Origin of the sequence: Aliiglaciecola litoralis, from assembly GCF_039523355.1 — a bacterium.
GTDB classification, from domain to species: Bacteria; Pseudomonadota; Gammaproteobacteria; order Enterobacterales; family Alteromonadaceae; genus Aliiglaciecola; species Aliiglaciecola litoralis.
The window spans coordinates 11,899-25,536 of sequence record NZ_BAAAFD010000007.1; the positions used below are offsets into that span (position 1 = coordinate 11,899).

Annotated in this window: 15 protein-coding genes, 1 tRNA gene and 1 riboswitch; of the genes, 5 read left to right on the top strand and 11 right to left on the bottom strand. The window is 42.8% G+C overall.

What is annotated here, in order from left to right; all coding sequences use genetic code 11:
* Positions 1-20: 20 nt before the first annotated feature.
* From ABD036_RS12275 to prfC, 3 genes are all read right to left on the bottom strand, one after another.
* Positions 21-593: an NADPH-dependent FMN reductase gene (locus ABD036_RS12275; RefSeq protein ID WP_343860331.1), complete on the bottom strand. Its 573-nt coding sequence runs from the start codon at positions 591-593 to the stop codon at positions 21-23.
* A 435-nt stretch (positions 594-1,028) separates the two neighbouring features.
* Entirely contained in the window at positions 1,029-2,765 is a 1,737-nt protein-coding gene (argS, locus tag ABD036_RS12280) for an arginine--tRNA ligase (protein WP_343860333.1), read from the bottom strand.
* Between the two features lie 45 nt (positions 2,766-2,810).
* A complete protein-coding gene (gene prfC / locus ABD036_RS12285) occupies positions 2,811-4,388 on the bottom strand; it encodes a peptide chain release factor 3 (protein ID WP_343860681.1) in 1,578 nt (525 codons plus the stop codon).
* Positions 4,389-4,622: 234 nt separating this feature from the next.
* Between prfC and ABD036_RS12290 the strand changes: the two genes are divergently transcribed.
* The 4 genes from ABD036_RS12290 to ABD036_RS12305 all read left to right on the top strand — a co-directional run bounded on the left by ABD036_RS12290 (position 4,623) and on the right by ABD036_RS12305 (position 6,390).
* Positions 4,623-4,889: a helix-turn-helix transcriptional regulator gene (locus ABD036_RS12290; RefSeq protein ID WP_343860335.1), complete on the top strand. Its 267-nt coding sequence runs from the start codon at positions 4,623-4,625 to the stop codon at positions 4,887-4,889.
* Positions 4,890-4,921: 32 nt separating this feature from the next.
* Entirely contained in the window at positions 4,922-5,605 is a 684-nt protein-coding gene (locus tag ABD036_RS12295; RefSeq protein ID WP_343860337.1) for a hypothetical protein, read from the top strand.
* A 96-nt stretch (positions 5,606-5,701) separates the two neighbouring features.
* Positions 5,702-5,866 (top strand): hypothetical protein, encoded by a 165-nt coding sequence (locus ABD036_RS12300; protein ID WP_343860339.1) that lies wholly within the window; start codon positions 5,702-5,704, stop codon positions 5,864-5,866.
* 266 nt (positions 5,867-6,132) lie between these two features.
* Positions 6,133-6,390 (top strand): helix-turn-helix transcriptional regulator, encoded by a 258-nt coding sequence (locus tag ABD036_RS12305; protein ID WP_343860341.1) that lies wholly within the window; start codon positions 6,133-6,135, stop codon positions 6,388-6,390.
* A 3-nt stretch (positions 6,391-6,393) separates the two neighbouring features.
* Here ABD036_RS12305 and rimI read toward each other — a convergent pair whose 3' ends face one another.
* The 7 genes from rimI to ABD036_RS12340 form a co-directional block, all read right to left on the bottom strand.
* Positions 6,394-6,840, bottom strand: coding sequence for a ribosomal protein S18-alanine N-acetyltransferase (rimI, locus tag ABD036_RS12310; RefSeq protein WP_343860343.1), 447 nt, complete (start codon positions 6,838-6,840; stop codon positions 6,394-6,396).
* A gap of 1 nt (position 6,841) precedes the next feature.
* Positions 6,842-7,348: a DNA polymerase III subunit psi gene (locus ABD036_RS12315; RefSeq protein ID WP_343860345.1), complete on the bottom strand. Its 507-nt coding sequence runs from the start codon at positions 7,346-7,348 to the stop codon at positions 6,842-6,844.
* A 22-nt stretch (positions 7,349-7,370) separates the two neighbouring features.
* Positions 7,371-7,447: transfer RNA gene (locus ABD036_RS12320), tRNA-Trp, on the bottom strand.
* A gap of 90 nt (positions 7,448-7,537) precedes the next feature.
* Positions 7,538-8,335 (bottom strand): phosphotransferase, encoded by a 798-nt coding sequence (locus ABD036_RS12325; RefSeq protein WP_343860347.1) that lies wholly within the window; start codon positions 8,333-8,335, stop codon positions 7,538-7,540.
* Between the two features lie 92 nt (positions 8,336-8,427).
* Entirely contained in the window at positions 8,428-9,057 is a 630-nt protein-coding gene (gene pnuC, locus ABD036_RS12330) for a nicotinamide riboside transporter PnuC (RefSeq protein WP_343860349.1), read from the bottom strand.
* Positions 9,057-9,314, bottom strand: a complete 258-nt coding sequence (locus tag ABD036_RS12335; protein WP_343860351.1) for a YkoF family thiamine/hydroxymethylpyrimidine-binding protein — start codon at positions 9,312-9,314, stop codon at positions 9,057-9,059. Before ABD036_RS12335 ends, pnuC begins: the two co-directional genes overlap by 1 nt.
* 14 nt (positions 9,315-9,328) lie before the next feature.
* The gene (locus ABD036_RS12340; protein WP_343860353.1) at positions 9,329-11,392 is read right to left on the bottom strand and encodes a TonB-dependent receptor; all 2,064 of its coding nucleotides are present in this window, start codon (positions 11,390-11,392) and stop codon (positions 9,329-9,331) included.
* Positions 11,393-11,450: 58 nt separating this feature from the next.
* Positions 11,451-11,547: riboswitch (TPP riboswitch) on the bottom strand.
* Between the two features lie 398 nt (positions 11,548-11,945).
* On the opposite strand from ABD036_RS12340, the gene ABD036_RS12345 reads away from it, so the two are divergent.
* Entirely contained in the window at positions 11,946-13,094 is a 1,149-nt protein-coding gene (locus ABD036_RS12345) for an iron-containing alcohol dehydrogenase (RefSeq protein ID WP_343860354.1), read from the top strand.
* Between the two features lie 97 nt (positions 13,095-13,191).
* Here the strand turns inward: ABD036_RS12345 and ABD036_RS12350 are convergent, their stop codons facing one another.
* The gene (locus ABD036_RS12350) at positions 13,192-13,608 is read right to left on the bottom strand and encodes an acyl-CoA thioesterase (protein WP_343860356.1); all 417 of its coding nucleotides are present in this window, start codon (positions 13,606-13,608) and stop codon (positions 13,192-13,194) included.
* Between the last annotated feature and the right edge of the window lie 30 nt (positions 13,609-13,638).

Sequence of the window (13,638 nt, forward strand, 5' to 3'; positions counted from 1 at the left end):
TATACTACCGTTCAAACACTTTAAGCTTTTAATTTTTGACAAGTCTCGACCAGTTGCTTACCGATGTTTTTTAAGGCTTTTTCTGTTGCTTCATCAGTGATTTGGCCGTTTTCGTCAAACTTATCCATTGCTTTGGCTACTGATTTTTGCGTCGGAAGAACCATTGTGCCAATATTTTCCAGAAGCATTCTCAAAGTAACCAAAACTCGCATTCCACCAAGCGCGCCTGGGGATGCAGCCATTATACCAGCGACTTTGCCTTTATATGCTTCCAATGGCTTTTCGTTATCTAACTTTCGAGATGCCCAATCAATCGCATTCTTAAACAATGCACTATATGAACTGTTGTATTCCGGACTAGAAATCAGGAAACCATCACTTTGCATCAGCATTTCTTTAAACCGTTGGGCTCCCTCATGCATGCCTTTTTCGGCTTCAAGATCTTCATTGAAAATCGGCATGTTAAAGTCTTCTAAGTTGACAATAGTAACTTCAGCGCCTGCTTCTTCAGCCCCTTTGGCTGCTACTTTAACAACTTTTTTGTTTATCGAGTCTTTGCGGCCGCTGCCTGCAAATGCAATTATTTTAACCATGTGTGTCCTTATTGATGCTGTTTTACATTTTATCGTTGCGTGTCCGCACCGATGTTCACTCTCAAACTTTTACGATTACCGCCCCTTCTAAAGATCACATGGTGAACTTACGATGGGTGTCCATGCTAAAGCGCGATGGGTGTCCATGCTAAAGCGCTAAACCATTGACGGTGGGTGTCCACGCTAAAATGTTAAGCCGTTAACGGTGGGTGTCCTTGCTAAAACCTAAGCCGTTAACGGTGGGTGTCCATGCTAAAGCACTAAGCCGTTAACGGTGGGTGTCCTTGCTAAAACCTAAGCCGTTAACGGTGGGTGTCCACGCTAAAATGCTAAGCCGTTAACGGTGGGTGTCCTTGCTAAAGCACTAAGCTGTTAACGGTGGGTGTCCTTGCTAAAGCACTAAACCATTAACGGTGGGTGTCCTTGCTATAGCGCTTACATGCGCGCCATAGTGTCTATACCCAGTAGTTCTAAGCCTGACTTTAGGGTCGCGGCGGTTAAAGCGACTAACATGAGTCGGCTGTCTCGCTGTTCGGCGGTAATGCCGTCTTTTAATATCGGGCACGCTTCGTAGAAAGACATAAAGTGACTTGCTAGCTCGAATAAATAGCTACACAACACATGCGGAGTGGCTTCTGCTGTGACTTGTTCCAGCGCTTCTACATATTGCAGCAATTTGATTGCCAGCGTCTTTTCTTGCGCTGAATCAATGTGAATAGTCGCATTCAAGCTATTGGCATCGACACCTGCATTCTTAAAGATATTGTTTGCACGGGAATAAGCATATTGTAAATAAGGTGCCGTATTACCTTCAAAACTGAGCATTGAATCCCAATTGAAGATGTAGTCGGTAGTACGATTTTTACTAAGATCCGCGTATTTAACAGCGCTGATACCTATTTTACGAGCAATCGCTTTACGCTCTTCTGGACTAAAATCAGAAATGCGCTCCGCCATAACTTTTTCAGCACGCTCCACCGCTTCGTCCAGCAAATCGGCGAGTTTGACTGTATCGCCACTGCGTGTTTTAAAGGGCTTACCGTCAGTTCCCAACATCATTCCAAACGGACAATGTTCGTAACTTTGTTCTGCACTAATAAAACCGGCTTTGCGAGCAACGATTTCGGTTTGCTTAAAATGCAGTGCCTGTCGAGCGTCAGTAAAAATTAAGGTTCTATCCGCTTTTAAGGTCTGGCAACGATATCGAATAGCCGCCTGGTCGGTAGTGGAATACAAGAAGCCACCGCCGGATTTTTGAACGATATAGACCGCGGGATTGCCTTCTTTGTCAGCCAATTCGTCGATGAACACCACTTGCGCACCTTGATCTTCAACCGCTAGTCCTTGATCTTTTAACGCTTGCAAGGTGGCATGTAAGTCGGCGTTATAGGCGCTTTCACCCATAATATCGTCACGAGACAAAGACACATTGAGTTTGTTATAAACATCTTCACTGTGCTTTATTGACACATCAATAAACTGTTCCCACAAGGTCAGACATTGGCTGTCACCGCCTTGCAGTTTAACCACATATTCTCTAGCGCGATCGGCAAATCCATCTTCATTATCAAATCTAACTTTGGCTTCACGGTAAAAGTCTTCTAAATCGGAAAGCGCAGTTTCGGCCACTTCATTGGCTGCTAGCTTGTCGTTTAAATGCGCTAACAACATGCCAAATTGCGTTCCCCAGTCGCCCATATGGTTTTGACGGATCACCTTGTGACCCATGAACTCCAAAGCTTTAACAACCGCATCGCCAATAATAGTGCTGCGCAAATGGCCCACATGCATTTCTTTGGCTAAATTAGGTGAAGAGTAATCAACCACAATGGTTTTAGCAGGCTGCTGCGCAATGCCTAAACGAGGATCATTTTTTGCTTCGACTAGTTGTTGCGCCATCCATTCCGGTTTCAAATGAATATTAATAAAACCCGGGCCAGCAATTTCCAGCTTTTGCGCTACATCATCTAGCGCCACTGCCTCGACTATTTTCTCAGCGATGTCTCTGGGCTTTTGCTTCATTAATTTCGCGAGTGCCATAGCACCATTGAACTGATATTCGCCAAATTCCGCGCGAGTACTACGCCCCAACGGCGTTGGGCTGTCTTTTGGCGCCCCAATCTTAGCTAACGCAGCTTTAAATCGTTCAAGAAGTAGAGTTTGTAAATTCATAATAAAGTCTTTAGGTAAAATTCTGCTGGATTTAATTGATAACAATTAATGCTCACGGGTCTTCAAAAATTTAATATCTGGATAACGTTCTTGAGACAAGTTTAAGTTAACCATAGTTGGCGCAATATAGGTTAGATTGTCGCCACCATCCAAGGCCAGGTTAACTTCGGCTTTGCGTTTAAACTCGTCAAGTTTCTTAGCATCATCGCAGTGGATCCAACGCGCGGTGGTCACATTTACATGCTCATACAAAGCATCAACATTGTATTCAGCTTTTAAGCGCGCCACGACTACATCAAATTGCAGTACCCCAACCGCCCCTACAACTAAGTCATTATTCGTCAATGGACGAAATAATTGCACTGCACCTTCTTCGGATAATTGCACCAGGCCTTTAAGCAATTGCTTTTGTTTAAGGGGATCACGCAGGCGAATACGTTTAAATAATTCTGGTGCAAAGTTAGGAATACCCGCAAAGCGAAACTTCTCGCCCCAGGTAAAGGTATCACCAATTTGGATTGAGCCATGATTATGCAAGCCAATGATATCGCCAGCGTAGGCTTCTTCAAGTAGTGCTCGATCCCCGGCTAGAAAGGTTAAGGCATCAGAAATACGCACGTCTTTACCAATTCGGGTTTGATGCATTTTCATGCCTTTTTGATATTTACCTGACACAATTCGGCAAAACGCAATGCGGTCGCGGTGTTTAGGATCCATATTGGCTTGGATCTTAAAGACAAAACCACTGAATCGCTCATCATCAGCAGATACCGCTTGCAAGTCAGTTTGACGGCCCTGAGGTTTAGGTGCCCACTCCACCAAACCATCGAGCATGTGATCTACACCGAAATTACCTAGCGCAGTCCCAAAATACACCGGCGTTAACTCGCCATTTAAGAATTCTTCTAGATCAAATTCATGTGATGCGCCTTTAACCAGCTCAAGCATTTCACGCAACTCTTCAGCATAGCTACCAATAGCGGCGTCTAGATCTGGATTATTCAGCCCTTTGATGATGCGCTCTTCTTGGATGGTGTGCCCCATGCCGGTTTTATACAGCATGGTTTCATCACGCAACAAATGATACACACCTTTGAACTCTTTACCCATGCCGATTGGCCAAGTAATAGGTGCGCATTTTATATTCAGTATGTCTTCCACTTCATCAAGCAAATCAATTGGATCACGAGTGTCACGATCCAGTTTGTTCATGAAGGTGATAATGGGCGTATCACGAAGACGTGTCACTTCCATTAGTTTAATCGTTCGTGCCTCAACACCTTTAGCAGCGTCAATCACCATCAAGCAAGAATCCACGGCTGTTAAGGTACGATAAGTATCTTCTGAGAAGTCTTCGTGTCCTGGGGTGTCGAGCAAGTTGACTAAATGCTGTTTGTATGGAAACTGCATCACAGAGGTCGTCACTGAAATGCCCCGTTCTTTTTCCATTTCCATCCAATCTGACTTGGCGTGCTGCCCCGACTTTTTGCCTTTGACTGTACCGGCTTTTTGCAGTGCATTACCAAACAAAAGTACTTTTTCAGTGATCGTGGTTTTACCCGCATCAGGGTGCGAAATAATTGCGAAGGTGCGGCGTTTATTCACTTCTTGCTGGTATGACATGGGCTCTCTATCTAGTTGTTTCAAATGTGCTGAAATTCGGCCGCGCATTGTATCTAACATGAGCCCAAAAGTCCCGTAGCTTATTGCTTGAAATAATGCGGGATATGCTGATGAGATTATAAAATAATTAAAATATGTGAAATTTTGCATTTACTGTTAGATTAAATTGACATATATTCGGTACTGGTAAGTTTTTTACCGTTGTTTTTCCCGCAACGCACTGGATATAAGTCAATGTCACGAAGAAAGAGATTTAGTGGTGCACAGCTTCGCTCTTTACGAAAAGAAGCTGGATACACTCAGGAAGAGCTTGGTCTGCGAGTTGGGATCAGCAGGGAAACGGTATCGGCTATCGAGAATGACAAACCTGAAACCATGAACAGTATTGGTGTAGAAGTGATCAGCAAGTGGTGGTCGGTGTGCCGTCAAAAAGCATCTGAACAGACGCGCGAGTCGTTTTTCTCAACTGTGATGGATTATTTCGGTTTTTCACATAGCTAATGCTTCTCTCTCACTACCTGCCTAAGATATTAATGGCCCTCTTTGGAGGGCTTTTTATCTTTGCGGGCATCTATACTTTTGGCAACCCCCTGCTGTTCGATCGCCTATTCATCTGTATTTTAATTTTCACTGCCGTCATTTGTCGTCACAATATTAACGTGCTTGGGTTAATAGTGATTTTGGTAATTCAACGACTGGTAGAAGAGAGCGCTTGGGTTATTAGTGAATTAGAATACAAAGACCTAATTAAAGCCTGCTTTTATTTGTTATCAATTGCCGTTTATTGGGTGATAAAATATGACAAAGTATCTCGAATCTTACTGGTTGCGTTGGTTTTTTCACTCATCGCTGAGTTTTACTGGATTTACAGTAATCAAGCCACACCTGAAATTTATTGGTACGTAACACTTCTTTCCTCTTATTCATTTGCCCGCCACCTTGTCTTTATGCGTGTAGTCTACATGGAAGAACTTTTTCCAAATCGCATTATTGAGTCCGTTAATCTCGATTGGCAAATCTATAAATTATTCGCGGTATTCTCAGTACTGCAATTGTTGATGATTTTTGAATACCTCGTTAGGAATCTAATCCAACCAAACATACTATTAGTCTGGAAAACATACCCTTATTTTAGCCAGGTATGCTACACCTACCTTATCTGGGTGATCTTCTTCGAAAGCTATAAGTTATTATTACCGAAACTTCTCCGAGCTTAAAATTTCAAATTTGTTCAAAAAAAACGCATACTAGCACCACGATGTGGATTGAAATCCACATTTATACTTAATCAACCAAGTCAACAAGGAATTATTATGAAACCTAATCATATCGCCAAAGCAGCCATTGTCTCTTTATTCATCGCAAGCACGCTTTTTGGTACTTCTGCTCTTGCCGGAAGCAAACAGAAACCTCCAGCAGCTGAAACCACAACCGAAGTGGTTTGGTATCAATCCGTTCTAGATTTTTTCAACTTCTAATCTGAAGAAATGACGCATTTGGGTGCGGCTATAAGCCGCGCCCTGCCTGAGTTCGTCTTTTAAATTCTTTTTTTAATTTTATGGAAAACTATTTAACCTTATAAAACAAGTGGTTAAAGAAAATGCCCGTTTTTTTATCCAGTGTGGAACTGAATCCACAAAAGCTTGCTTACACTATGGAGGAAAATTAAGCAGGATGGAGCGATTAAGACGCCACTTAAATCCTAAACCTGCGCAGTAATAATAAAAAATGGAGTAGGAACCTTATGTACATCACCGGCAGTGATCTCAGAAAAATGCGCCTTGAAGCTGGACTAACCACAGTTCAAATGGCCAAACTAGCAAATGTAAAAACCCGCAAAACATACGAAAACTGGGAGAAGAATATCGGCAGTCCCAGCATGAATCAATTTATTGCAATGTGTACGGGTTGTCAGTTCAACTCATCCACTATCGTACAGATGGCGATGGAAAGATCTGACGCAACGCAGCAAATCAACTTAGATAGCGCCGCTTTCCGCTAAACGCTATTTCAACTTTGCTCGCATTATCAGGCCGTTTTCTCGGCCTGATTGCGTTGGGTAATAGGCTTTTCGTGTTTCGATTAAGGTAAATCCACTTTGTTGGTATAGCTCAATGGCAACCTGATTAGATTCTCGCACCTCTAACCAAACCTCCTCACACTGATTCGTTTTTGCCTGCGCTATAAATTCGCCTAGCAACAACTTCCCTAATCCTTTGTTTCGGTGTGTATGATTAAGTCCAATGTCCATTAGGGTACCTTCGCCAACGATGGCCATCCCCACGTAATAGCCCACCACTTGGTTTTCAAATTCCAGATGGGCAGCAAAATAAGGGCTTGTAAGGCAGTCTTTAAAAACGGATTCGGACCAGGGGAACAGGTGACAGCTTTGGTGAATAGCCAATGCCTGCTGATAATTTTCGACGGTTAATGGATGGAAACTAACCGACATACTAATGTGCGTTAGGATATTGCTGCAGGAGTGACCAAAGACGCCTCTTCGCACTGATCGAACTTAACTCAGCAATAGTTGGCGTAGTCAGCACCTTATTCTTATATTCAAAGTGTTGGCCAATGCACCATGCCAAGGCGTAATTACTGTAATGTTCGATTGATTTATCCGCAAACACTATTGTTTTGTCATTTATTTCAAGCCAATTGAGTACGTCTGTTATGAGTTGATTAGAACTGTTTTGAGTGTTTAAACAAAGCAACACGCTTTGCTTAACGTCGGTAGTTTTATCAACAGTAAGTTGTTGTTTTAGCTTGGCAAGGCCAGCTTGCTTTTGTTCAACAGAAGGCGTTTTAGTCGCCGATAACTGCGGTGCTTTTGTCGCGGTTAGCTGCGGCGTTTCAGGTGCGTCAGCAGACTCTCTGGTTTTCCAATAGACAATGCCCATGTGCGTAAGCATGGCATTTTGATAGGCGGAAAGTTGATTTTGCGTGTGCTTGCTGGTCATGATGAAAGATTACCAGAAAAATTGGCAGGGGTGGAGGGATTCGAACCCCCAACCATCGGTTTTGGAGACCGCTGTTCTACCAATTGGAACTACACCCCTGCTGATGAAGCTGCATTATACTGATGGATAACAAAAGGTAAAGCGCTTTGCATGGCGTTAACTGACAAAAAGTCACACTTTGCTGCAAAATCAACCGATATCCTTTTTCACTGTTTTGGCAACCAAATACCAAAGGTCGTTTGTTAAAGCAACAATCGGAAATTGCAACTGACACTGCTCAAATACGTACTCAGTGGATAAGCCGCAAAGTTGAGCATAATGGGTTTGTAACGCGATGGTATCGTGTTCATCGAGTTTATTGATCAATGCGCAAGAGGCCAAATCAAAAAAACGATTCCCAAGTGCAGCGTATTCCCAGTCGAATATGACCGCCGGCTCAGTCAGCGCAATGTGCTCCATGGCTAAATCGTTATGGCATAATACTTGGTCGACTTTATGGGTATCTATCCACGCAGGCTTACATTTGTCGATACGATCTAACCAATAGACATCATCCGGATCATCGGCATTTTCAAGGTAAAGCATCCAGTTTTTCGGTAAGTCTATCGACAAAGCGAAGGTTGGTAGTTGGTGTATCTCCCATAACACGCGAGCAAGAAAAGTGATTTTATCAGGGTGGCGTAGCGACGAATTGAGTAAAGAAGTGTGTTCAACCCACTCTTCCACTTGGAAGTCATGAGAGCGCGATAAATAAATCGGTTTTGCTGCTTTTTGATGGTCGGCCAGTTGTGCTTGCTGAATAAACAGTGCCTGCCGGTCTGAAGGCGCGATATGATTTAACTCAAAGGTTTTGAGAAAATACTGTGTGTCATTGGCAAGCAAGCGAAAGCTGCGATTGATCGCCCCCCCTTTCACCGCCTCGATAGCAACATGTTCGCCAAAAAGACCACTTTCGATCAATTCATCAATAATGTTTGTTTGTTTCACTCGACCCCCTTTCCTTTCGGTAATAGTCGAAAAAACGCTCTATGCAGCTTACTCCTGTCTGCGCATACTCTCAAGCGCTAGCCTAGCCAATGCTAATCCATCAGCGAGTTTGGCGTAGAATTACCTTGTTGTTGATAATCTCGCTGCCAATTGCGATAGCCATAAACCGACATGAAAAAGTAACCAATGAACATCAAGCCAGTTAACATTAAGCCATTGATGAAATACAAATAGGCTGCGGCGAAATTGATGACTATCCAAAACAACCAATTTTCTAGAATTTTATTAGCCATTAAATAAGTCGCATAAACACTGAACACTGTCACCAACGCATCTAAATAAAGATCTGTTTTTATCCAAGAAAACGTCACCAAGTGATTCAATGTTAATCCGGCCACCACTAGCACGGCAATAGCTGTGATATGGTAAAACAAGGGATACACTCTAACTGGTAACTCTTCGCCTTGGCTATTTTTACGCCACCTTACCCATCCATAAATAGCCATCAGTAAATAATATACGTTTAGAAAACTATTGAAAGGCAGGCTTCCTTGCCAAAATACATGAACGTAGAGGCTGGTGCTGACTAATGCACAAAACCAGCACCAAATATTTTGCCTTGCTGCCAAATAGGGGTACATCAGAGAAAACAAAACAGCAGCAGCTTCGGTCAAGCTTTGCTGTTTTGCTTGCTCAATTACGATGGCTAAAAAAGCTTCCATCAATGCACGTCTCGCATATCATTGCCATTTAGGAACTTACAGACAAAGACAGCTTGCCCCACTTGATCATAAGTGATTTGCATTTCGCTATTGAGAATGGCCATGAGTTCATCCATTTCACCAGCAACTATTGTGCTTGTGGCACTTGTCGAAGTGGTTAATTGACTGTAACCATTTAACCTCTCAATGAAATCCTTGATAAGCGGAATATATTCCTGATCTAAGGGGTAAAGCGATATGTCTACTACGAGCCGCATGTTGGTTTCCTTTTTTAATATACTAAACTAGCTGTAAGTCCGAATTGACGACCATCACCTAACTGAAAATAGGGTTCAGGGAAGGCATATTCATCTCTTGGGTCGTTACTAAAACCACCAAATCCACGTACATAAACTTCTCTATCGAACAGGTTTTTGCTCCACAAAGAAAACGTCCATTGTTGCCATTCAAAACGCATCTGCGCATTTACGACGACCGATAAAGGCGACTCAACGTTGTGACCGTCAGAAAAGCGATAGTTATCTTTGGCATCCGCCTCAACGCGTAAGCTAAGATTATCCTTTAAATATCCCAATATGGATAAATTAAAAGTGTGTTTAGGTGCTTGCGCTTGTTGCTGCTTTTCTATCACTGTTCCATCGGCCAATTGATAGCGACCAAAAGTCGCATCAAGATAACCATAATTAACCGCTAAGAATAATGAATCCGAGGCTTGCCAATCGGCTTCAAATTCCAAGCCTTTATTGGTCCCTACATCAGCATTTGCGATGATATCGATGAAATCAGGGGTGCCGTCTTGTCTGATTTGCACATCAAAATCACTGATCTGGGTATTTTCTCTGTCCATGTAAAACAACGCAAAACGTAAGGAAAGATCATTGTTAAGTCCTTGTCCTTTTATACCCACTTCATAATTCCAATTATATTCAGGTTCAAACAATCGACGTTGAGCCGTCACCCGTTCATCTGGGTTAAATCCACCGGCCTTGTACCCTCTGGAGATACTGGTGTAGATAGATGCGCTTTGAATGGCGTATTTTAGAACCGCTTTTCCGCCGACAAGGGTGTCATTGACCTGTTCTGCAAATCCATTACTGTCAGCATAGTCAATATCATATTGATCGAGACGCAAGCCCAAACTGACACTTAACGAGTCGCTCAATTGCGATTCTGTCTGTGCATACAGAGCGTTATTGGTTGGCTGATACTGGCTGTTGAAATCCGCACTGGCGAAGGTATATTCCCGATTCAATGATTCATCAATGTTGCGAACAAAGGCACCAATTAGCCACTGGGTTGTATTGTTAAATAACAATGACTGTGAATTAGATAACAGACGAAGATCTAGACTGGTCATGTCTCTGTCGCGAAAATAATAATCGGTAGATTTGTATTCAAAGGGATGAAATCCAACGTGGGTCCAATCTTCATCATACCCATATATCAAATCCGAGGTGGTGTGATTTAAAGATGCTGTCAGTGTACCTTGAGATAATAAAAACTGACCTTTTAAGCCAAGCGCATGAGTTTCTTGGGTGTCTTTGCCTGGTTCGTCAGAACGAGTCACACCATCGTTATCTAACGAAAATGCATCGTAGCCGTTATCTATATCGAAATATTGATAGTTGAGATCCCAGCTAATGTTATCGGAAAAGACATATTTAAGTTTAAGTCGGGCGGTCAACTCATCTAGGTTATTGGTATCGTCGCGATCTAGGAATTGATTATAAACAAAGCCGTCACTTTTGAATTGATTCACTGCAACCCGGTAAAACAGTTTGTCGGTCAATGCATCCCCATGAGCGACACCGAGGTTCCAAGTATTTTGCTGAGCTAAAGTGGCGGTAAATTTGCTGGATTGATCCGCATCTGCATCTTGGGTTTTTATTTTCACCGTGCCGCCCATGCCTGCGGCTCCAAACTCGGTGGCTTGCGGTCCTCGTAATATCTCAACCTGCTCCACATCAAACAGGCTGGCAACACCGGCAATGCCGGAAAAATCGAAATCATCAACCAATAGGCCGATAGAGGGATTTATGGGTTCGGCGAATTGACTGCGCTCACCAATGCCGCGGATCTGAATGAAACGCCCTCTTGAGGCACCACTGGCGAAATTGACATTTGCACCCAGTCCCAATATTTCTTGTAAATTAAATGCATGACGTTGTTCAATCACATCATCAGAGATAACACTGACACTAGCGGTGACATTTTGAATATCGTTAGCACGAAAATCGGAAGTTACGGTTATCTTTTCTATCTCATTGATATCATTAGCCAAAGCGGGCTGTACGGATATCAGACTAGCAAATAAACAGGAATATTTAAATTTCATAAGGATCTCTTCTAATCAATGAAAAGATCCGGTGTTACGGCAGGTAAATGGAAAGCATATTAGACATTCACACCATCCCTACGCCGGTATTATCCGGATCAGGTATCAGGGTTTCCATTATATGGATCTCAGCAATAGCACCCCTTGGGTATCAGACTAACTACGTCTGACGGGCGGATCATAACAGCGCCTTTGTTCAAAGGCGATATTTTTTAAGATGAACTTTGAATAAGATGTGTCGAGCAGATAAATAATGCTTCACTACTTCAAAGTATGAGTAAGAATAAGTAAAAGCGAATCTTCTAAAACACAGATCAATGATGCAATTTTTACGATTAGCAAGGCGAGTTTTCGTCTGTAATAGATGGCCTATTGCTAGAAAGCTCTGCGCAGATAAGCGTAAAAAGTGCCCTTATTGACGGGCACTTATTAACCTACGGTTAAAGTTTTTTAAGAAAGAAATGATTATCCTTACTAGTTTCTCATTGCAGCTTGAATTAATACTTAAGAGGTCCAATATTTAGCTACAAGACACATTAATTAAGGCTCGTAAATGCAAAATTTTGTTTATCACAATCCGACCAAAGTTGCGTTTGGCAAAGGTAGTATCAGCAAACTATCAAACTTATTACCCAAGGCTAAAATACTCCTGCTCTACGGCGGCGGGAGTATTAAGAAAAACGGCATTTATCAACAAGTCTGTGAACAACTAGAAGGGCATCAATGGTGCGAGTTTTCCGGTGTTGAAGCCAATCCAGAATATACCACTCTCATGCAAGCCGTTAGTTTATGTAAACAAGAAAATATAGAATTTATTCTCGCTGTCGGAGGCGGTTCTGTGATCGACGGAGCCAAGTTTGTCGCAGCCGCTGTCAATTATGCTGGCGAGCCTTGGGATATATTAGCAAAAGGCGAACCGGTAATGAGTGCTATTCCGCTCGGCTGCGTATTAACCTTACCTGCCACTGGTACTGAGACTAATACCGCTAGTGTAGTAACCCGCAGCGAACTGGGACAAAAACTGTCGTTCCTTTGTGATCATGTTCGCCCGCAATTTGCGGTATTAGATCCAGAGGCAACCTATTCGTTACCACAGCGTCAACTTGCCAATGGTGTAGTCGATGCCTTTGTTCACGTAATGGAACAGTATCTAACGTATCCTGTGGGTGCCACAGTCCAAGATAGGTTTGCCGAAGCCATATTAACGAATCTGCTCGAAGTGGGCCCTAAAGTATTGGCATCACAAGACTATGAAACAAGAGCCAATTTGATGTGGAACGCCACTCAAGCACTCAGTGGATTAATTGGTGCCGGTGTTCCGCAAGATTGGTCGACTCACATGATTGGGCATGAGTTGACCGCGCTGCATAACCTCGACCACGCGGTTACTTTGGCCATCATCTTACCGTCAGTAATGCAATATCAACGACAGCACAAACGGGAAAAATTATTACAATATGCACAACGGGTTTGGGGATTAAGCTTATATGATGAAGAGGGGGCAATCGATCTAGCGATCGAAAAAACGGCACAGTTCTTCCGTGATATGGGAATAAAAACCAGCTTATCAGACTATGGTATTGAACCCAGTGTTGCTGATGAAGTTGCGGCTCGTTTACAGAAAAATGGCTTTACTCAGCTTGGCGAAAAACAAAATATTAGCCCTGAGGATGCAAGAAAAATTGTAGCTGCTAGCGTATAACACTTCAGTGACAGCATAAAATACTGATCATTATTGGGGCTTTATCGGATCACCATTTCCGTATACAGCCCCTTTACTTTTTTCGGATAGAGTTAAATCAATCCAACATATTTAAGGTACTAATTTCAGTGCGCGTTTGATTCTCTAGCTCTGCCATGGTTTTACCGTGTGGAACAGGCTCTCGCGTGTCTGGGTCGACTTTAACAAAAACGATGTCATCGGCAATACAAATGGTTTTTTTAGTGGCTTTGCTTCGCACCATACAGGTGACCGTGATCGAAGTACGCCCTACTTTTTTAGTTGCCAGTCCAAATTCGACAACATCACCTTTAAGTGCAGGTGACTCGAAACTAATCTCGCCAATATGCTTGGTAACTAACACGTTAGTTTCTAATTGACAGATAGCATAGATTGCAGCTTCTTCGTCAATCCACTCAAGTGCCCTGCCACCAAACAACGAATCGGCATAGTTTAAGTCACTGGGCATCACTAATCTTCTGGATAAAAAGCGCATTCGTATTCCTTCAATTAAATCAATATACTG